This is a genomic window from Actinotalea sp., from assembly GCF_041597215.1.
Classification (GTDB): domain Bacteria; phylum Actinomycetota; class Actinomycetes; order Actinomycetales; family Cellulomonadaceae; genus Actinotalea.
This window is the reverse complement of sequence record NZ_JBFHHB010000029.1, coordinates 1-19,917: the sequence shown is the minus strand read 5'-3', so window position 1 is coordinate 19,917 and position 19,917 is coordinate 1. Positions and strand designations below refer to the sequence as shown.

General features: G+C 71.6%; 20 protein-coding genes. 11 read left to right on the top strand and 9 right to left on the bottom strand.

The features are described 5' to 3' along the window. The first annotated feature begins 159 nt into the window (after positions 1–159). Positions 160–462, top strand: coding sequence for a type II toxin-antitoxin system VapB family antitoxin (locus ABWK99_RS03925; protein ID WP_372593393.1), 303 nt, complete (start codon positions 160–162; stop codon positions 460–462). Next, positions 459–1,163, top strand: a complete 705-nt coding sequence (locus tag ABWK99_RS03920; RefSeq protein WP_372593392.1) for a LytR C-terminal domain-containing protein — start codon at positions 459–461, stop codon at positions 1,161–1,163. Before ABWK99_RS03925 ends, ABWK99_RS03920 begins: the two co-directional genes overlap by 4 nt. A 40-nt stretch (positions 1,164–1,203) precedes the next feature. Here ABWK99_RS03920 and ABWK99_RS03915 read toward each other — a convergent pair whose 3' ends face one another. After that, positions 1,204–2,529: a uracil-xanthine permease family protein gene (locus tag ABWK99_RS03915; RefSeq protein WP_372593391.1), complete on the bottom strand. Its 1,326-nt coding sequence runs from the start codon at positions 2,527–2,529 to the stop codon at positions 1,204–1,206. 229 nt (positions 2,530–2,758) lie between these two features. On the opposite strand from ABWK99_RS03915, the gene ABWK99_RS03910 reads away from it, so the two are divergent. Further along, positions 2,759–3,211, top strand: coding sequence for a DUF4190 domain-containing protein (locus ABWK99_RS03910; RefSeq protein ID WP_372593390.1), 453 nt, complete (start codon positions 2,759–2,761; stop codon positions 3,209–3,211). 21 nt (positions 3,212–3,232) lie between these two features. Here ABWK99_RS03910 and ABWK99_RS03905 read toward each other — a convergent pair whose 3' ends face one another. Both ABWK99_RS03905 and pflA read right to left on the bottom strand, forming a co-directional pair. Further along, positions 3,233–4,177, bottom strand: coding sequence for an LLM class F420-dependent oxidoreductase (locus ABWK99_RS03905; RefSeq protein WP_372593389.1), 945 nt, complete (start codon positions 4,175–4,177; stop codon positions 3,233–3,235). Positions 4,178–4,255: 78 nt separating this feature from the next. Next, positions 4,256–5,137, bottom strand: a complete 882-nt coding sequence (gene pflA / locus ABWK99_RS03900) for a pyruvate formate-lyase-activating protein (RefSeq protein ID WP_372593388.1) — start codon at positions 5,135–5,137, stop codon at positions 4,256–4,258. A gap of 142 nt (positions 5,138–5,279) precedes the next feature. Here pflA and ABWK99_RS03895 point away from each other — a divergent pair, with 142 nt between their 5' ends. After that, a complete protein-coding gene (locus tag ABWK99_RS03895; RefSeq protein WP_372593387.1) occupies positions 5,280–6,302 on the top strand; it encodes an LLM class flavin-dependent oxidoreductase in 1,023 nt (340 codons plus the stop codon). A 37-nt stretch (positions 6,303–6,339) separates the two neighbouring features. On the opposite strand, the gene ABWK99_RS03890 is transcribed toward ABWK99_RS03895, so the two are convergent. The 6 genes from ABWK99_RS03890 to mtnA form a co-directional block, all read right to left on the bottom strand. Then, complete coding sequence (locus tag ABWK99_RS03890) at positions 6,340–6,759, bottom strand: RbsD/FucU family protein (RefSeq protein WP_372593386.1); 420 nt, start codon at positions 6,757–6,759, stop codon at positions 6,340–6,342. 2 nt (positions 6,760–6,761) lie between these two features. Further along, positions 6,762–7,994 carry an S-methyl-5-thioribose kinase gene (mtnK, locus tag ABWK99_RS03885; protein WP_372593385.1) on the bottom strand — a complete coding sequence of 411 codons (1,233 nt, stop codon included), beginning with the start codon at positions 7,992–7,994 and terminating at the stop codon, positions 6,762–6,764. A gap of 32 nt (positions 7,995–8,026) precedes the next feature. Beyond that, complete coding sequence (locus ABWK99_RS03880; RefSeq protein WP_372593384.1) at positions 8,027–9,055, bottom strand: ABC transporter permease; 1,029 nt, start codon at positions 9,053–9,055, stop codon at positions 8,027–8,029. Beyond that, positions 9,056–10,627: a sugar ABC transporter ATP-binding protein gene (locus ABWK99_RS03875; RefSeq protein WP_372593383.1), complete on the bottom strand. Its 1,572-nt coding sequence runs from the start codon at positions 10,625–10,627 to the stop codon at positions 9,056–9,058. It lies immediately after the preceding gene. Between the two features lie 88 nt (positions 10,628–10,715). Next, positions 10,716–11,816 (bottom strand): substrate-binding domain-containing protein, encoded by a 1,101-nt coding sequence (locus ABWK99_RS03870; protein WP_372593382.1) that lies wholly within the window; start codon positions 11,814–11,816, stop codon positions 10,716–10,718. A 40-nt stretch (positions 11,817–11,856) separates the two neighbouring features. Continuing rightward, positions 11,857–12,891, bottom strand: coding sequence for an S-methyl-5-thioribose-1-phosphate isomerase (gene mtnA / locus ABWK99_RS03865; RefSeq protein WP_372593381.1), 1,035 nt, complete (start codon positions 12,889–12,891; stop codon positions 11,857–11,859). A gap of 172 nt (positions 12,892–13,063) precedes the next feature. Between mtnA and ABWK99_RS03860 the strand changes: the two genes are divergently transcribed. From ABWK99_RS03860 to ABWK99_RS03830, 7 genes are all read left to right on the top strand, one after another. Continuing rightward, positions 13,064–13,780, top strand: coding sequence for a GntR family transcriptional regulator (locus tag ABWK99_RS03860; RefSeq protein WP_372593380.1), 717 nt, complete (start codon positions 13,064–13,066; stop codon positions 13,778–13,780). 111 nt (positions 13,781–13,891) lie between these two features. Then, positions 13,892–15,844, top strand: a complete 1,953-nt coding sequence (locus ABWK99_RS03855; RefSeq protein WP_372593379.1) for a bifunctional aldolase/short-chain dehydrogenase — start codon at positions 13,892–13,894, stop codon at positions 15,842–15,844. A 27-nt stretch (positions 15,845–15,871) separates the two neighbouring features. Then, on the top strand, positions 15,872–16,246 hold the full coding sequence (locus ABWK99_RS03850; protein WP_372593378.1) for a cupin domain-containing protein: 375 nt from the start codon (positions 15,872–15,874) through the stop codon (positions 16,244–16,246). 48 nt (positions 16,247–16,294) lie between these two features. Further along, complete coding sequence (lsrF, locus tag ABWK99_RS03845) at positions 16,295–17,179, top strand: 3-hydroxy-5-phosphonooxypentane-2,4-dione thiolase (RefSeq protein ID WP_372593377.1); 885 nt, start codon at positions 16,295–16,297, stop codon at positions 17,177–17,179. Positions 17,180–17,183: 4 nt separating this feature from the next. Then, positions 17,184–17,867: a class II aldolase/adducin family protein gene (locus tag ABWK99_RS03840; protein WP_372593376.1), complete on the top strand. Its 684-nt coding sequence runs from the start codon at positions 17,184–17,186 to the stop codon at positions 17,865–17,867. Positions 17,868–18,095: 228 nt separating this feature from the next. After that, positions 18,096–19,559: an NAD(P)-binding domain-containing protein gene (locus ABWK99_RS03835; RefSeq protein ID WP_372593375.1), complete on the top strand. Its 1,464-nt coding sequence runs from the start codon at positions 18,096–18,098 to the stop codon at positions 19,557–19,559. After that, the coding region (locus ABWK99_RS03830) for an N-acetyltransferase family protein (protein ID WP_372593374.1) at positions 19,556–19,917 on the top strand (362 nt) is incomplete at its 3' end. The genes ABWK99_RS03835 and ABWK99_RS03830, both read left to right, overlap by 4 nt.

The following is a 19,917-nucleotide window of genomic DNA, read 5'->3' as shown; positions in this document are numbered from 1 at the left end:
GCGCTCGATGTCGCCGGCATCGCCGCCGGGTCGGCGCACGGCCAGCAGGCGCGTGGGGCGGCCTCCCGTGGGCGACGAGCCGCCCCCGGTTCTCGAGACGCCGTCGATCACGGACAGCAGGCGCCCCTGACCGGTCGCGCGCCCGACTACACTCACCCCGTGATCTTCAAGGCCGTGGGGGACGGGCGCCCGTATCCGGACCATGGCTTGTCCACGCCCAAGGACTGGGCGCAGGTGCCCCCGCGCCAGGTCCGGCTCGACGAGCTCGTGACCACCAAGCGCACCCTCAACCTCGACAACCTCCTCTCGGAGGACTCGACGTTCTACGGCGACCTCTTCGCCCATGTCGTGCAGTGGAAGGGCGTCCTGTACCTCGAGGACGGGCTGCACCGGGCCGTCCGCACCGCGCTGCAGCAGCGCAACATCCTGCACGCCCGAGTGCTCGTCCTGGACGAGTCATGAGCACGGCAGGCGACCGGGCGCGCCTGCTGCGCAAGCGGCACCAGCGCGAGCGCCAGGCCGTCGTCTTCGGCGCGCTCCTCGCCGGACTCGGCGTGGTCGGTCTCGGGGCGGCTGCCGTCTACACCGACGTCATCCCTGCCCCGTTCCTCGACCGACCCTTCAGCACCCCGGAGCCGACCGACACCGGGTCGGCCCTCCCCGCGCCGCCGTGCCCGACGGCCGAGCTGCTCCCTGCGAGCTACAACTCGGTGACCGTGAACGTGCTCAACGCCTCGAGCCGCGCCGGCCTGGCCGGTCAGACCTCGACGGACCTCGCGGCCCGCGGGTTCATCGTCGACGAGACGGGGAACTCCGAGGTCGAGACGTCGGCGAACGAGGAGATCCGCTTCGGTGAGGCAGGGCTCGCCGCCGCCTACACCCTCGCGAGCCAGCTGACCGATCCCGTGCTCGTCCTGGACACCCGGACGGACGCGAGCGTGGACCTGATCCTCGGCGACACCTTCCCCGGGCTCATCGACCCCACGGCGGTCACCCTCGACCCGGGGACCCCGCTGGTCGGGGTGGCGGGCTGCGTGGCGCTCGAGACGGCCCTCGCCACCGCCGTCCCGGGCCCGACGGCCACTCCCGAGCCGACCGAGTCGGCGACCGAGGCTCCGGCCGAGGACGCGACGACCTCGGACGAGCCCGCGATCCAGGGCTGAGGCCGAGCCCCGCCGGCACCGCCGACGGGGCCCTGCTGCCTCAGGACCGCTCGGCCCGCGCCTCCTCCAGCTCGGTCCCGCCGGGAACCGACGCCGGGCTCGCCGGCTCGTCATGCGTCCCGCGCCACGTCGCCACGGCGCGCATGAGGTGGTAGATCCCGATGGCCGACGCCGTGCCGAGGGCGATCCCGCCGAAGGTCACGTCACCCACCGACCACGTGTAGTCCGCGATCCCGACGACGAGCGCGATGGCTGCCGTCGTGAGGTTCACCGGATCGGAGAAGTTGACCTTGTTCTGCACCCAGATGCGCGCACCGAGGATGCCGATCATCCCGTACAGGACGGTCGTGGCACCGCCGAGCACTCCGCCGGGGATCGTCGCGATGAGCGCCCCGAACTTGGGCGACATGCTCAGCAGCAGCGCCGTGGCGGCGGCGACCCAGTAGGCGGCCGTGGAGTAGACCCGCGTCGCGGCCATGACGCCGATGTTCTCCGCGTACGTCGTCGTGCCCGAGCCGCCGCCGGCACCGGCGAGGGTCGTCGCGACACCGTCGGCCAGCAGGGCCCGGCCGATGACCGGGTCGAAGTCGCGGCCCGTCATCGCGGCGACGGACTTCACGTGACCGACGTTCTCCGCGATGAGCACGAAGACGACGGGGAGGAAGAGCCCGAGCACCGTGAGGTCGAACTGCGGGGCGGTGAAGGTCGGCAGACCGATCCAGGACGCGGCCTCGACGGTGTCGAAGGCGACCTCGCCGCGCAGCACGGCGACCACGTACCCCAGCACGACGCCCAGCAGGATCGCGAGGCGACCGAGCAGCCCCCGGAAGAACACGGAGATGAGGACGATCGCCAGCAGGGTGATCACCGCGGTGACGGGAGCCGTCTGGACGTTGCTCCAGGCGACCGGCGCCAGGTTGAGGCCGATGAGCGCGACGATCGTCCCGGTGACGACCGGCGGCATCGCCACCTCGATCCACCGCGAGCCGATGCGCATGACCAGCAGGCCGACCAGGGCGAGCATCACGCCGGTGAGCATCACGCCACCCAGCGCGACGGCCATGCCGCCCTGGGCCTCGGCCGCCGCGATCGGCGCGAGGAACGCGAAGCTCGAGCCGAGGTAGCTGGGCAGCCGGTTCCGCGTGAGCAGGAGGAACAGCGCCGTACCGATGGCGGAGAAGAACAGCGTCGTGGCCGGCGGCAGCCCCGTGATGATCGGAACGAGGAACGTCGCCCCGAACATCGCCACGACGTGCTGCATGCCGATACCGATCGTGCGCGGCCAGCTTAGCCGCTCGTCGGGGCTCACCACGGCGCCGGGCGCCACCTGCCGCCCGTTCCCGTGCAACCGCCAGATCTCCGCCATCGCTGCTCCCTCGCCCCAGGAGCGCCCGTTCGCCCCTGGCGCCAGAGGGTAGTGGGTGAGGGGGCGCGGGGACCGGGACCCGCCACCCCTTGGCCGTCGGGCACCTGACGGCCCGGATCGGCGGCGACGACCGAGGTGGCCGGTCGTCCCTCGCGGGCCACGAACACCCTGCTCAGCGACACCGGACTGTGGAATGCTGGGTTCACCGACGACCAGCGCGAGGTGCCCCGTGAGCGAGCCGACCAACACCCCCGACGGTACGCAGCCCCTCCCCGGGCAGCAGCCGTACTCCCCGGAGCCCGGCTACGGGCAGCAGCCCTACGGTGCCCAGGCTCCCTACGGCCAGCAGCCCTATGCGCCGCAGGCCCCGAGCCAGCCCGCGTACGGCCAGCAGGGCTACGCCCAGCCCTACGCCGCCCCGGGAACCCCGACCAACACGATGGCCATCGTCTCCCTCATCAGCGGGATCGCGGGAGCGACCGTCATCTTCTTCGTCGGCTCGATCGTCGCGATCATCACCGGGCACATGGCCAGGAAGCAGATCGCCGCGAGCGGTGAGCAGGGCAGCGGGATGGCCGTCGCCGGCCTCGTGCTGGGCTACGTCGTGGTCGGGCTGACCGTGCTCGGCGGGCTGTTCTTCGTGCTCATCTTCGGGCTCGCCGCAGCGACCTCGACGGGCTGAGGGCGCGCCGGTCCGAAGAGCTCAGCCGAGCCTCGGCATGATCTCGCGCGCCACGAGGTCGAGGTGCTCGAGATCGCCCAGGTCGAGGACCTGGAGGTAGACGCGCTCGGCTCCCATCTCGGCGAGGGCACCCAGGCGGTCGACGGCCTCGCTGACCGTGCCGGCGATCCCGTGCTCACGCAGCTCGGCCGGCTCCCGGCCGATAGCGGCGGCCCGGCGGGAGAACTCCGCCTCGTCCGCGCCGACGGCGAGCACCAGGGCCGCGGAGGTCGTCAGCGTCCGGGGGTCCCGGCCGATCGCCTCGCACGCCCGGCCGACCCCGGCGAAGAGCCCGGGGATCGCGTCGATCTCGGGGAACGCCGCGTTGTACTCGTTCGCGAACCGCGCCGCGAGAGCCGGGGTGCGCTTCGCACCGTTCCCGCCGACGATCACCGGGACCCCGGCTCCGCCGCCGAGCCCTGCGGCCTGCACCGGCTTGGGCAGCGCCGGGGAGTCGGCGAGCGTGTAGTGCTCCCCCTCGAACCCGAAGGTCTGCCCGACAGGAGTGCTCCACAGACCGGTCAGCACCTCGAGCTGCTCCTCGAGCATGCCGAAGCGCTTGGCGGGGAAGGGGATGCCGTAGGCGGCGTGCTCTGCGGCGAACCAGCCGGTGCCCAGGCCGAGCTCGACCCGGCCGCCGGCCATCTGGTCGACCTGCGCGACCTGGATCGCCAGGACCCCGGGGTAGCGGTAGGTGACGGAGCTCACCAAGGTGCCGAGGCGGATCCGGCTCGTCTCCCTGGCGAGGCCCGCAAGAGTCGTCCACGCGTCGGTCGGGCCGGGGAGCCCGTCGCCCTCGCCCATGCGCAGGTAGTGGTCGGAGCGGAAGAAGCCGTCGAAGCCGAGGGTCTCGGTGGCCTGGGCCACGGCGAGGAGGTCGTCGTAGGAGGCGCCCTGCTGGGGCTCGGTGAAGATGCGCAGATCCATGTCGATCACTCTGCCATCACCGACCCGGTCGACGAGCTCGCGTCTCAGCCCGTCCGTCGCCCGCGCGGTTGACCCCGCTCAGTAGACCGTGAGGCCCTTGTCCCGGAACTGCTGACGCACGCGGGCGACCAGCTCGGGGGTGGGTGCGGGGGTGTCCTCGAGCTCGTACTTCATGCCCAGGGCCTCCCACTTGTCGCGGCCCATCTGGTGGAAGGGCAGCACCTCGACACGGGTGACGCTGCCCAGGCTCGCGACGAACTCCGCGACGCCCTCGACGTTCGCCTCGTCGTCGGTCAGACCGGGGACCAGGACGAAGCGGATCCAGATCTCGGTGCCGCGGGCAGCGAGGCGTCGGCCGAAGTCGAGGGTGGGCTGGAGCTTCTGGCTCGTGACCTTCTGGTACGTCTCGGGATCGCTCGACTTCACGTCCAGGAGCACGAGGTCGATGTCGTCGAGCATCTCGTCGGTGCAGTGCGCGCCGAGGTAGCCGGAGGTGTCGATCGCCGTGTGCAGCCCCATCTCCTTCGCGCCGCGCAGCAGGGCCGCGACGAAGGCCGGCTGCATGAGGGGCTCCCCGCCGGAGATCGTCAGTCCGCCGTGCGTGGCCTTGAGGACCTTCTCGTAGCGCTTGAGGCGGTTGAGGACCTCCGCAGTGGTGATGGGCCGGCCGCGGCGCATCTCCATCGTGTCGGGGTTGTGGCAGTACAGGCAGCGCAAGGGGCACCCGGACAGGAAGGTGGTCAGTCGCGTCCCGGGTCCGTCGACGGCGGTCACGAGCTCCCAGGAGTGCAAGGAGCCGAGCTCACCGGCACGCATCTGCGCGAACCTCTCGGCGCGGTCCGCCTCGGAGAGCTCGAGGCCGGCCGTCCCCGAGGTGGCGCGCACCGTGGAGCCGCCGACGACGGGCACGTCGAGGGTGACGATCGGGGCGCCGTCCTGCGGCGCGGTGGCCGTGCTCATGACTCCATGGTGCCCCATCGCGCGGCACCAGTCATGGGACGTTTTGCCCGAAGGTCCCGGGTGCGCCCGCGCGTTCCCCCGTCGGCACGGACCGCGCGCCCGCCGCGCGGAATGCCACGCGCTGCTCGGCGTTGTACTCGCTGTGAAGAGCATCGGGTTCCTGTCCTTCGGCCACTGGACGCCCTCGCCCACCTCGCAGACGCGCTCGGCCGCTGACGTGCTGCACCAGTCGATCGACCTCGCCGTCGCCGCCGAGGAGCTCGGGGCCGACGGCGCCTACTTCCGGGTGCACCACTTCGCCCGGCAGCTCTCCTCGCCGTTCCCGCTGCTGGCGGCGATAGGCGCCAGGACCAGTCGGATCGAGATCGGCACGGGCGTCATCGACATGCGCTACGAGAACCCGCTGTACATGGCGGAGGACGCCGGCGCGGCCGACCTCATCTCCGGAGGACGCCTCCAGCTCGGGATCAGCCGTGGATCGCCCGAGCAGGTCGTGGACGGCTACCGCTACTTCGGTCACGTGCCGCGGGACGGGACGACGGACGCCGACATGGCACGTGAGCGCACCGTCGAGCTGCTCGACGTCCTGCGCGGCGAGGGGTTCGCACAGCCGAGCCCGCGCCCGATGTTCCCCAACCCCCCGGGTCTGCTGCGCGTCGAGCCGCACTCCGCGGGGCTGCGGGACCGGATCTGGTGGGGATCGGCGACCAATGCGACGTCCGTCTGGGCCGCGCAGCTCGGGATGAACCTGCAGAGCTCGACGCTGAAGTTCGACGAGAGCGGCAAGCCGTTCCACGTCCAGCAGGCCGAGCAGATCCGGGCCTACCGCGACGCCTGGACGGCGGCCGGCCACGAGCGCACCCCACGGGTCTCGGTCAGCCGCAGCATCTTCGCCCTCGTCGACGAGCGTGACCGCGCGTACTTCGGCCGCGGCGGCGAGGACCGCGACCAGATCGGGATGATCGACGAGAGGACTCGCGCGATCTTCGGCCGCAGCTACGCGGACGAGCCGGACGCCCTCGTCGAGCAGCTGCGCGGCGACGAGGCGATCGCCGCTGCGGACACGCTCCTGCTGACGGTGCCGAACCAGCTCGGCGTCGACTACAACGCCCATGTGATCGAGTCGATCCTCACCCATGTCGCGCCCGCGCTCGGGTGGCGCTGATCGCCGGGTGAGCCCACCGGGCCACCGCGGCCTTCGCCTAGAGCACGCCCTTCGCCACGGTGACGCACGCGTACGGACGGTCCTCCGCCGTGCGCACGACGACGCGTGCCGATCGAGCCGCGACGTAGAACTCCTGGCGCGCCATCCCGACGAACGGCACGGCCCGCCCCTCGGCCGCGTCGAGCACGTCCTGGGCGTCGGGCACGGCAGGACCGGGCGCACCGTCGTCCTGGAGCATGTGCCGGGCCGCCGGTTCGGCGAACGGGTCGACGGGGAGCACGGAGAGCACGGCGCCCAGCACCGCGACGAGGTCCGCCCCCGGCAGGTCGACGACCGGCACTCCCGCCGAGTACGCGGGGTAGTTGCGGTCGACGATCGCGATCACGTCCCCGTGGCCCATCGCCGCGAGCGCGTGCAGGAGCTCGGGGGTGAGCAGCGGGTCGATCCCTTTGAGCATCGTCACTCCCCCGTGGTGCGGTGGCGCTCGAGCTGGTCGATCACCAACGCCGCGAAGGCGGCCGGGCCGGTGTCCTGACCGACCCGCACCGCCTCGCGAGCCGCGTGCAGCACCCCGCGGGCCGCGCCCTCGCGCAGCTCCTCGGGAAGCAGCTCGACGTCCTTGACCTTGGCGGCACCGACGATGCGGCGGGACATCTTCGCCGCGGCGAAGAGCCAGGCCTCGCGCTGCCAGGTCGCCAGGCGCTCCTCGAGGAACTCGTCGCGCCAGACCCTCGGGTCGAGACGGGTCGGCCAGCGCCGCCGGTACTCGGCCTCGAAGGCGTCCCAGGTCTGCTCCACGAGGCCCAGGGCCCAACGGGCGCGGTCCGGGTCACCGAGCGCCGTGGCACGCGCCGCGGCGAACGCGTAGTTCGCCCAGGTGGCGCCGATGTCGAAGGCGACCGGGCCGTAGAAGGCGAACTCGGAGTCGAAGACCTTCACCGAGGTGCACTGTGTGCTGCCCTCCTCGGCGCGGACCATGACCGACCCGGTGTGCAGGTCCCCGTGCACCAGCGCCTCGCCGTGGGTCATGAACATCCACTTGGCGCGACCCATCGCGGCGACGAAGGTCTCGTCGGCCGCGAGCTCGGCGGCGTCGACCTCGTTGGCCGGCAGCACGGAGTTGCGGCCGGCGTCGACCGACGGCTCGGTGAACACGAGGTCCTCGGTGATCTGGCACAGCTCGGGGTTGATCGCGCGCGCCTGCGCCTCGGCGAGGGCGAGCCGCTCCAGCCCGAGCGCGGAGGTCCCGAAGGCGACCGCGCCGATGTAGGTGCCCACGTCGGCCGCGGCGCCGTCGTGGGTCTGCCCGTCGTTGAGCGCGTGCCGCCACACCCGGTGGTCGGACAGGTCCTCCATCCCGATGATGTGCCGTGCGATGTCGTGGTGCAGCACCTCGACGACGAGCTCGGGGACCAGCGCGTGGTGCGCCAGGAGGGAGTCGACCTCGTGCTTCTCCCGCTCGGGCGTCATCGGCCAGCCCTCGCCGACCATGCGGACGTACGGCAGCGACTGCTTGAGCACCACTCCCCGGCCGTCCTCGTCGTGCACGAGGAACACCAGGTTGAGGTTCCCGTCACCGATCTCGGACACCGTCCGGATCCGGTCGACGTCGACCCGCGCCCGTAGCGAGGGGACCGACGCCAGGTACGCGGGCACGGTCTCGGCGGTCAGGAACTCGTACTGCTCGGTCACAGCGGACACCTCGCACTCGGTCGGTCGTGGGCTCAGGTCGCGGGCGTGTATCGCACCTTGCGGCGGGAGATGGTGAAGGAGAAGAGGAGGGCGACGATGAGGACGAGGCCCTTCGCCGTGTCCTGGTGGTAGTACTGGAAGCCCTTCATGGTCAGACCCGTCAGCACGATGCCGACGAGCAGGGCACCGAGGAGCGTGCCCCAGGCGTTCGGCTTGGCGAGGCCGAGCACGGAGGTGCCGACGAGGGCCACCGCCACCGCCTCGAGCAGGCTCGAGGACCCGGCGTTCACGTCGCCCTGGCCGATGCGGGAGACCAGGATGAGGCCACCCACCGAGGCGAAGAGCGCCGAGATCACGTAGGCCAGGCCCCGGTAGAGCCCGACCCGCACACCGGCGAGGCGCGCGGCCTCGGGGTTGGCGCCCACGGCGTACATCAGGCGCCCGAGCGTGGTCCTGCTCAGCACGAACCACGAGACGATGACGAGCAGCAGCATGATCACCACGGGGAGCGGGACCGGGCCGACGGATCCGCGGTCGATCTTCAGGAAGTCCGAGGTGAAGGACCCGGGGGCGACCGATCCGTCGCGCAGGACCATCCCGCTGGAGACCGACTGGCCGCTGACCGGGATGAGCTTGGCCCCCTGGATGACGAACATCACGCCAAGGGTCGCGAGCAGGTCGGGGATCTTGCACACCACGATGAGGAAGGCGTTGAGCAGCCCGACGCCGAGCCCGCCGAGGAGCACGGCGACCACGGCGGTGATCCCGGTGAGGTTGTAGAAGACCATCGTCATCGCTGCGAGCTGGACGGCGAGGCCCGCCGTCGACCCGATCGACAGGTCGAGCCCACCGACGACCATCGTGAACGTCACCCCCAGCCCGAGGATCGCGGTCACCGATGCGAACTTCAGCATCGAGAACATCGACTGCGAGGTGGCGAAGGCCGGCTCGGTCGCGGCGAAGAAGACGAACAGGATCACGGTGACGGCGATGAAGCCGTACTTGACGACGGCGTCCTGGATACGGATCGCCATCGTGGGTCCGTGCTGCACTTCGGGCACCTAAGCCACCTCCGACATGCTCGTGACGATTGCGTCGTTGTCGATCTCGGTCGTGTACGCGTCGAGGGCGAGCTCGCCCTCGACCATGACGAGGATCCGGTCGGCGATCTCCCGGATCTCCTCGACGTCGCTGGACATCACCACGACGCAGGCACCGGCGGCTGCCAGGTCCCGTGCGCGGCGTGAGATGTCCCCGCGGGCACCGATGTCCACACCGCGGAAGGGCTCGTCGAGCAGCAGCACCCGGGGCCCGGCGTGCATCCACCGCCCGACGACGACCTTCTGCTGGTTGCCGCCCGAGAGTGAGTCGACGGGCTGGTCGGCGCTCGTGGCGACGATGCCGAAGTCGCTCAGGACGGCCTGGCCGACCTCCTGCTCCTTCCGGCGGGCCAGGACGCCGAGACGGCTGACCCCGCGCAGGAACGGCAGGGTCGCGGTCCACGTCAGCGACCAGCCGGGGAGCATGGCCTCGGCCGCGCGGTCCTCCGGGACGAGGTAGACCCCGTTCGCGACGGCGTCCTGCGTGTGCCGCGGCCGGTAGGGCTTCCCGTCCAGGGTGACCTCCCCGGCGAGGAAGCGGTCCGCCCCGAAGATCCCGCGGGCGAGCTCGGACTTGCCTGCGCCGATCAGGCCGACCACCCCGGTCACCTCGCCGTAGCGCAGGTCGACATCGATCGGCTCGGCACGCTTCATCAGCTGCACCCCGCGCAGGCTCAGCGCGACGTCCGTCCCGCGCTGCTCGACGAGGTCGTGACCGCTGTCGACGACGGAGTCGCCGAGCATCGACCGCACCGCTGCCGGCATGTCGAACGGCGCGTGCTGGCTCGAGCGGATCCGCCCGTCGCGCAGGACGACGAGATCGGCAGCGAGCTCACGCACCTCGCTGAGCCGGTGCGTCACGTACAGGACGGCGACGCCCTCCTCGCACAGGCGCCGCACCAGGGCGAAGAGGCGCTCGGCCTCGCTCGCCGAGAGGGTCGACGTCGGCTCGTCCAGGACGAGCACCCGCGGACGCTGGCTCAGGGCGCGAGCGAGGAGGAGCATCTGGCTGTCGGCGATGCCGAGCTCGAAGACGTCCTTGGTGAGCACGGCGTCGGACCAGTCGAGTCCGAGCGTGGTCGCGATCTCCCTCGCCCGCGGCAGGAGCTTGCGCAGCGAGCGCACCCGCGGGACCTCGCCGCGCACGACCTCCTCGAAGACGAGGTTCTCCGCGACCGTGAGGCCAGGGACGATGCTCTCGTCGATCCGCTGGTGCACCGTCTGCACCCCGTGGCGGGCAGCGGTCATCGGGGAGTCGATCGTGGCGGACACCCCCGCGACGACGACCTCGCCGCCGTGGCTCGGGTACACGCCGGACAGGACCTTGATCAAGGTCGACTTGCCGGCACCGTTGGCGCCCAGGAGGGCGGTCACCCGGCCCGCGTGCAGGCCGACCGTCACGCCCTTGAGCACCTCGTTGCTGCCGAAGGACATGGTGATGTCCTTGAGCTCCAGGACCGGCGGGAGCTGACCGTCGGGGTCGGTCGGCTCGGTCGCCGGAGTACCGCTGGGCTCTGGGGGGTTCGGGCTCACCGTCTCGCTCCTCCGTGGTGACAGGTTGTCGTCCGGGGCACGTGCCGCGGTGGGCGGGCAGGGGACCCACCCACCGCGGCACGTGCTGTCAGAAGGTGACCACAGGGATCCACTCGGCAGAGGACACGTCGCTGATGTTCAGCGACGGCTCGGCCGCACGCAGGTCGTCCATGTTCGCGATGTTGTTGTCGCGCAGGAAGTCCTGGGTGACCAGGATCGGCGGGAAGTCCACCGTGGTCGTCTCGAGCTCGTCTGCCATGTGCAGGAAGAGGGTCCGCAGCACGGCGGCGCCGATCGCGTTCGGGTCCGTCGCGCCGGTGGCGACCCACTGGCTGCCCTCTGCCCGCATCAGCTCGATGTCCGCAGCGGAGATGTCCGCGCCGTAGACGAGCACGTCGGTCCTGTCGATCTGCTCGAGGGCCGAGAGCGTTCCCTTGGTGAACTCGTCGTACGGGGCGTAGATCGCCTTGATGGAGGGGTCGGCCTGGACGGCGGACGCGACCATCGGGGCGGAGTCCGTCGCGGTCGAGTTGGTGAACGAGCCCGTCTGGAAGAGCTGGCTCCACTCGTTGTCGGCGATGTACTCGTTCCACACGGTGTGCCGACGGTCGAGGGGCGCGATACCCAGGACGTTCACGTAGCCGACGTCGACGCCAGGACCGATGTCCTCGAGCATCTTGTCGAGCACGAGGCTCGCCATGACGGCGTCCGACTGCTGCGTCTGGATCGCGTCCGGGGCGCAGGTCTGGATCTCGACGTCGTAGATGACGACGTAGATCCCCTTGCTGATGGCGTCGTTCACGCCCGGGCACAGCGTGTCCGGGAACCCGTGACGCACGACGATGCCGTCGACGCCCGAGGCGATCGCCTGCTCGAGCTGGGTGGCCTGGGTCGCGTTGTCGCCCTGGGCGTCGAACACGGTCAGGTCGACCCCGAGGGCCGCCGCCTGCTGCTTGGTGCCGTTCAGGTACTGCTGGAAGTAGTCGCCCTGACCGCTCTGCTGGACGATCGCGATCTTGACCCCCTCCTGGTCGAACGGGGCGGGGGCGTCGGCCGTGGTCTCGGCGACCTGGGCCTCCTCCGACGTCGCGGTGGTGGCCTCGGGCTCGGCGGTCGTCCCCTGGCTGCACGCAGCCAACAGCAGGGTCGCTCCGGCGATGCCGGCCATCAGGACCTTCGTGTTCCTCATGGTTTTCCTCTCCTTGATGCAGCGACGCTGCTGCACGACGTCAGCCCGCGATCGGCGCGAGCAGACGGGGGTGGGGGTTCTTCGCGGGCTCGACGACGCCGAGCTCGGTCACGATCGCGCTGATCAGATCGTGGGGTGTCACGTCGAAGGCGGGGTTGAAGGCTCGAGCGCTCGCGGGAGCGACCCGGCGTCCGGCGAGGGTGAGCACCTCGTCCGAGCTCCGCTCCTCGATGACGATCTCCTCACCTGTCGCCGTCGCGAGGTCGACCGTCGAGGACGGGGCCGCGACGACGAAGGGGATGCCGGCGCGGGCGCAGGCCAGCGCGAGCGCCACCGAGCCCACCTTGTTCGCCGTGTCGCCGTTGGCCGTGATGCGGTCGGCGCCGATGATCGCGACGTCGACCAGTCCGCGCAGGATGGTGCTGGACGCGGCGCCGTCGACCTCGACGACATGGTCGATCCCGTCCTGGGTGAGCTCCCAGCTCGTCAGACGGGCGCCCTGGAGGAGCGGGCGGGTCTCGTCGGCGTAGACCAGGCCGAGGCGGCCGCGGTCGTGCAGCTCGTGCACGATCCCGTAGGCCGTTCCCCATGCCGTCGTCGCCAGAGCGCCGGTGTTGCAGTGCGTGACGACCCGCACGACGTCCTTGCCGGTGCGCTCGAGGATCCAGTCGGCGCCGAGGCGGGCGAGGCGACGATTGGCCGCGGTGTCCTCCTCGATGAGGCGGCGCGCCTGGTCGAGGACCGCCGCGACCCCGGAGGTCACGGCGGGGCGCACCTGGTCGACACCCCAGGCGAGGTTGACGGCGGTGGGGCGCGCGAGCCGGACCCGGTCGATCTCCGTGTCGAGCCGCTCCGCGGACCAGCCCTCGCGGGAGCCCTGCAGCATCGCGAGCACCACGCCGAGCCCGCCGACGGCGCCGAGGGCGGGGGCACCCCGCACGGCGAGCCGCTCGATCGCGTCGACGAGGGCGTCGACGGTCGTGATGTCGAGGTACTCCTCGCGATCCGGGAGAACGGTCTGGTCGATCAACCGGATGGACCCCGAGGCCTCTCGCCACTCCACTGCCAGCACCATGGCCTGCCTTTCGAACTTCGTTGTCCGACAACCTGGTTGGAACCGTAGAACCGTGGAACCATGTTGTCAATCAACCAGCAGGACGAAAGACCTGCCGGCGGATCGAGTCGGTTGTACTGTGACCGCACCCGCAGATCGCCGAGACCCCATGCACGGACCAGGAGGCAGGCCGATGGCTCGGACCGGCACACTCGTCTCCCGCGTCGCGGCCGACCTGCGCAGCAGCCTCGCCGCCGGCGACCTCCCGCCCGGCTCCCGCTTGCCCACCGAGACGGAGCTCGCGGCCAAGTTCGGCGTGTCCCGACCCACCGTCCGGGCGGCGCTGCGCGAGCTCGAGGCACTCGGCCAGGTGCGGACCCAGCACGGGGTGGGCACCTTCGTCACCGATCGGCCGGCGATCCGCGCCGGCCTGGAGCGGATGGACTCGATCACCGAGTCGATCCGGGCGACCGGTCGCGAGCCCGGAATGGTCTACGCGAGCAGGACCGTGCGTCCCGTTCTCCCCGAAGAGGCTGCTCAGATGGGGGTTCCGGGGGACACCGAGGCGCTCGAGCTGCGGCGGACGATCCTCGCCGACGGGGAGGTCGTCGCGTACTCCTACGACCTCATGCCCCGCGACCTCCTGCCGGCCGGGATCGCTCCGTCCGAGCTCACAGGGTCGATCTTCGAGTTCTTCCGCACCCGCCTCGACGTCCATCCCGACCACGGTCTCGCCGAGATCCACGCGGTGACGTCGAACCACGTGGGCTGGGGCGAGGAGGCCGCGAACCACAACCTCTTCGTCCTGCTGGTCCAGCGTCACTACGACGCGAGCGACCGCCTGGTGCTCTACTCGCGGACGTACTTCATCGAGGGCAGGTACGCCTTCACCATCGTGCGTCGCGGCTGACCACGACGCTCCCGCCGGCCCCGCGACGGCGTCGGCGGCCGCCTCTTGACGGCACCGGCAAGCCTGCTAGGTTGTCTGACAACTCGACCTGAGTTGTCAGAGAGGTAAGTCATGGACAACGACGCCCAGATCCCCTCGCCCCTCCTGGACGAACTCGTCGCAGCGACGAGGGAGATCGGCGCAGACCCCCGGCTGGTGCTCCACGGCGGTGGGAACAGCTCGCTCAAGGCGACCGTCACCGACGTCACCGGACGTGAGATCACCGTGCTGTTCGTCAAGGGCAGCGGTCATGACATGGCGACCATCGGCGCCGACGGCTTCGCGCCGATGCGCCTGGACCGTCTGCGGGAGCTGCTCCCCCCGGTGCGGATGAGCGACCGCCGGCTGCGCAACGAGCTCCGGTGCGCCGTGCTGGACAGCGACGCGCCGGACCCCTCGGTCGAGACCCTCGTGCACGCCCTGCTCCCCCAGGCGGCCGTCCTGCACTCCCATGCCGATGTCGTGCTGGCCCTGACGAACACCCCCGAGGGCCCACGCCACGTGCGCGAGGCCTACGGGGACCGCGTGGTCGTCGTCGACTACGCCATGCCCGGCCCCGATCTCGCCGAGGCCTGCCAGCGGGCCTGGGCGGAGCAGTCGACCCCCGCGACGGAGGGTCTCGTCGTGCTGCACCACGGGCTCTTCGCCGTCGGGGACACGCCGGCGCAGGCGCTCGAGCGGCACCGCTCGCTCATCGATGCGGCGGAGGCCCACCTCGCCGCCGCCCCCGCACGGGCCCTTCCGCAGGTGCCCGAGGCGCCACCGGCCGACCCGGTCGCCGTCGCGCGGCTGCGCAAGCGCCTGAGCGACGCGGCGGGGTTCCCCGTCGTGCTGCGCCGATCCTCCGACACGACCGCACGAGCGATGCTCGCCGATCCCGCTCTGCGCGCCACGCTGGAGCGCGGTCCGCTGACCCCCGACCACGTCATCTGGACCAAGCGCACCCCGCTGATCGGGGACGACGTCGAGGGCTACGTACGGGAGTACGCCGCCTACGTCGACGCCAACGCCGCCCGCCGCGGCGCCGAGCTCGTGATGCTCGACCCCGCGCCGCGCGTCGTGCTCGACGAGGAGCTCGGCCTGCTGACCTGCGGGCGCTCGGCACGCGAGTCCGCCATCGCCGAGGACCTGTACCGGCACACCCTGGCGACGATCCTCGACTCCGAGCGACTCGGGGGCTACGCGGCGCTCTCCGCCGACCACGTCTTCGACCTGGAGTACTGGACGCTGCAGCAGGACAAGCTGCTCCGTTCCGCCCCCCGGGGCTCGCTCGCAGGCACGGTGGCAGTGGTCACGGGCGCGGCGTCCGGGATCGGCCGAGCCTGCGCCGCGGAGCTGCTGGCCTGCGGTGCGAGCGTCGTGGGCTGGGACCGGGACGCGGCGGTCGCGACGACCTTCGACGGGCCCGAGTGGCTCGGGCTCCAGGTCGACGTGACCGACGAGGAGGACGTGACGGCAGCCCTGGCCGCAGGGGTCGACGCCTTCGGCGGTCTCGACGTGCTCGTCGTCGCCGCCGGGATCTTCCCCGGCGCCCAGCACCTCGGCGAGCTGCCGATGAGCACCTGGCGCAAGGTCATGGCCGTCAACGTCGACTCGGTCGCGTACCTGTTCGGCGAGGCGCACCCACTGCTCGCGGCGGCGCCGGGAGGCGGTCGCGTGGTGATCATCGCCTCGAAGAACGTCCCGGCACCGGGGCCGGGGGCGGCCGCCTACTCCTCGTCGAAGGCAGCACTGACCCAGCTGTCCCGGGTCGCGGCGCTCGAGTGGGCGCCGGACGGCATCCGGGTCAACCTCGTGCACCCGGACGCCGTGTTCGACACGGGCCTGTGGACGCCGGAGCTCCTGGCGGCGCGTGCCGAGCACTACGGCATGAGCGTCGACGACTACAAGCGCCGCAACCTGCTGCGCGCGGAGGTCACCAGCGTCGACGTCGCACGCCTCGCCCGATCGATGGCCGACGACACGTTCCGGTGCACGACCGGTGCACAGGTGCCGATCGACGGCGGAAACGAACGGGTCATCTGACCCTCAGCCCTCCACGGAAGGACGAGCATGCACACCGGATCGATGGCGAACCCGGAGTACCGCAACGGCACCTGGGGCCCCGCGTACCTCATCCAGGGCCCGAGCAGCGACATCGGCGTCCTGCGGCTGGGTCCTGGCGACTCCATGCCGAACCACCTGCACGAGCACTGCGACGAGTCCTTCGTCGTCGTCGAGGGCCGCGCGAGCCTCTGGGTCGACGCGACCACCCGCTACGACATGACTCTCGACCAGGTCCACCGCTGCGAGCCGGGCGAGATGCACTACCTCGTCAACGACTCCGACGCGCCCTTCCGCTGCGTCTTCATCAAGTCGCCCCAGAGCCCAGGAGACACGGTCACGATCCCGTGGACCCCAGGAGAACCCGTACCCGCTCGTCCCTGACCCACCACCCACGGCGCCGGGACCGACCGGCACAGAAGGAGAACCACCATGGCTGATCTCGACAGCAACGTCGCCGGCAAGGACTACGGGCTCGACCGCCCGCAGACCGTCCCCGGATCCGCGGTGAAGGGGAGCGACCAGCTCGACTTCGGCATGCGGCACCGCCTCGCGCGGATCTTCAAGGACGACGGACGCACCGTCATGCTCGCCTTCGACCACGGCTACTTCCAGGGCCCGACGAGCGGCCTGGAGCGGATCGACCTGTCGATCGTCCCGCTCGCCCCGCACGCCGACGCCCTGATGGCCACGCGCGGGATCTTCCGCTCGGTGATCCCGGCCGGCTCCGACAACGCGCTGGTGCTGCGCGCCTCGGGCGGGCCCTCGATCCTCAAGGAGCTCTCGAACGAGCGCATCGCGATGGACGTGAACGACGCGGTGCGGATCGACGCGGCGGCCATGGCCGTCCAGGTCTTCATCGGCGGCGAGAACGAGACGCAGTCCGTGCACAACATGACCCAGCTGGTCGACGCCGGCCTGAGCACCGGCATCCCGGTGGTCGGCGTGACGGCCGTGGGCCGCGAGCTGGTGCGTGACGCGCGGTACCTGGGCCTGGCGACGCGCATCATCGCCGAGCTCGGCGCGCAGGTCGTCAAGACGTACTACTGCGAGGAGAACTTCGAGCACGTCACGGCCGCCTGCCCCGTGCCGGTGGTCATGGCCGGCGGGAAGAAGCTCCCTGTCCTCGACGCGCTGACCATGGCCTGGCGTGCGGTCGACCAGGGCGCCTCCGGCGTCGACATGGGTCGCAACATCTTCCAGCGGCGCGACCCGATCGCGATGGTGCAGGCCGTGAAGGCCGTCGTGCACGGCGGGGCCTCCCCTGCCGACGCTGCCCAGATGTACGCGGACCTGTCGGGCGGGGCGGAGGACTGAGCCGGTGAGTGCGACGACCGGAGCAGGCACACCCCCATCCGAGCAGGAGCTCCGTGTCGAGCTCTGCCGCGTGGGTCGGGCCATGTGGGAACGCGGGTACGTCTCCGCGAACGACGGGAACGTGTCGGTGCGGCTGCCGGACGGCTCCGTGCTCTGCACGCCCACCGGCGTGAGCAAGGGATTCATGACCCCCGAGATGCTCCCGGTCGTCGCACTCGACGGAACCGTGCTGCGCGACGGCGACGGCAGGGGACCCTCCTCGGAGGTGCTCATGCACCTGCGCGCGTACACGACGGACGAGCGGGTGGGAGCGGTGGTCCACGCCCACCCGCTCTACGCCACGGCGTTCGCGATCAAGGGCGAGGCCCTGACCGGCCTGCTCATGCCCGAGACGATCGTGATGATGCCGGAGGTCCCGCTCGCCCCGTACGCGACGCCCTCGACCGTCGAGGTCCCGGACTCGATCGAGCCCTTCATCCGCAGTCACCACGGGTGCCTGCTGGAGCACCACGGTGCGCTCACCTGGGGGCCGGACCTCATGACGGCCTACCTGGGGATGGAACGACTGGAGTACTCGGCACGGATGACGGCGACCGTGCGTCAGCTCGGCGGCGAGCGCGAGCTCTCCCCCGAGCGCGTGGCCGAGCTGCGGCGCATCTTCGGGGTGGACCGGCCGGCCGTCGACTGAGCGCGGGCGCGTCATCTCGCCGCACGGCGGGGTGACGCGCCTGAGCGGTCTCTCTCGCGGCGCTGCACTGACTCGGGCACTCCTCTTCGTCCGGCGCTCCCTCGGTGGCGGCCCGGAGTTCTGATCCTCCGCAAGCATTGACAATCATCAATGTTCTGGGCACTCTGGCGCTGCATCGACATCCGTCGATACATTGACCGTTGGCACGCGCACCGGAGGACGTCCGCCATGATCACCACCAGCCGCACCGACCTGCCCGTCGCCGTCATCGGAGCCGGGCCGATCGGCCTTGCTGCCGCCGCGCACCTGAGCGATCGCGGGCTGCCCTTCGTCGTCCTCGAGGCCGGCGACGACGTCGGCGCCGCGGTCAGCGAGTGGGCACATGTCCGCACGTTCACCCCGTGGCAGTACCTCGTGGACCCGACGGCCGAGGCCCTGCTCGCCGCGACCGGGTGGACGCGACCGGCCACGCCCGTCCCGCCCACGGGTGGTGAGCTCGTCGACGAGTACCTCCGCCCGCTCGGTGCCCTCCTGGCCCCGCACGTCCGCCTCGGCCACCGCGTCACGGCGGTCACCAGGGACGGTCTGGACAAGACCCGCAGCATCGGGCGCTCCGAGCACCCCTTCCTGCTGCGCGTGCAGGGTCCGGACGGCGAGCTGCTGGAGCTGCGCGCCCGCGCGGTCCTCGACGCGTCGGGGACCTGGGCCGGCCGCAACCCGCTGGGAGCCTCCGGCCTGCCGGCAGCAGGCGAGGACGCGGCCGCTCCGTTCCTCGTCGGCCCTCTTCCCGACGTCCTGGGCCGGGACCGCGAGCGCTTCGCCGGCCGCAGCACGCTCGTGGTCGGCTCCGGACACTCCGCCGCGAACACCCTGCTGGCCCTGGGCCGGCTGGCGGCCGAGGAGCCGACGACCCGGATCATCTGGGCGATCCGCGGGGACTCCCCCGAGAAGGTCTACGGCGGTGGCTCGGCCGACCAGCTGGAGGCACGCGGGCGGCTCGGGGAGGACCTGCGCTCCCTTGTCGCGTCGGGCGTCGTGCGGCTGGTCCCGCGCTTCTCGGTCACCGGTCTGGAGAGCCACGGGGACACCGTGAGCGTCATCGGGGCGACCCCCGAGCAGCGGATCGACGACCTGCACCAGGTGGCGGCCGCCACCGGCTTCCGCCCCGACCTCGCGATGCTCTCCGAGGTGCGCCTCGACCTGGACCCGGGACTGGAGGCGCCGCGCGCGCTCGGCCCGCTGATCGACCCCGCCTACCACTCCTGCGGTACCGTGCCGCCGCACGGACACCGCGATCTCGCACAGCCGGAGGAGGGATTCTTCATCATCGGCATGAAGTCCTACGGTCGGGCGCCCACGTTCCTCGTCACCACCGGGAACGAGCAGGCGCGATCCGTGGTCGCAGCTCTCGCCGGCGACCTGGAGGGCGCGGACCGGGTCCAGCTCCTGCTCCCCGAGACCGGGGTGTGCTCGGTCGACGCCACCGGGACGGACCTCGGGGCCGGCAGCTGCTGCGGCACCACGACGGCCGCGCGGGAGACCGCGGTCCCTGTCACGATCGGAGCCGTCCCGGCGGCCGCCCACCGACCGCTGCCGGTGGGCGTGGCCGCACAGGGGTTCGCGACCGGCGCGGCCCCCGGGGGGATCGCCGCAACGGCCGTGCGCGCGCCGGACAGCGGGTGCTGCGGGTGACCCCGCCCGTCGAGGTGCGGCTCGCCCGGGTCGAGGACGCCGAGGCGGTGGCCCGGATCTACAACACCGGGATCGCCTCACGCCAGGCGACCTTCGAGACCGAGCACCGCACCGCGGCGGACATGGCGGCCCGGATCACCGGCACCTCCCCCCGGCACGCCTTCGTCGTCGCCCTCCTCGACGGGAGCGTCGCCGGCTGGGCGGCGACCTTCCCCTACTCCCCGCGAGCGGCCTACGCCGGGGTCGCGGAGTACTCCGTGTACGTCGACCCGGCGGCGCACGGCCGCGGGGTGGGCCGGGCCCTGCTCACCGACCTGCTCGCGCGGGCCCGCGCCGCCGGCCTGCACAAGGTGACCAG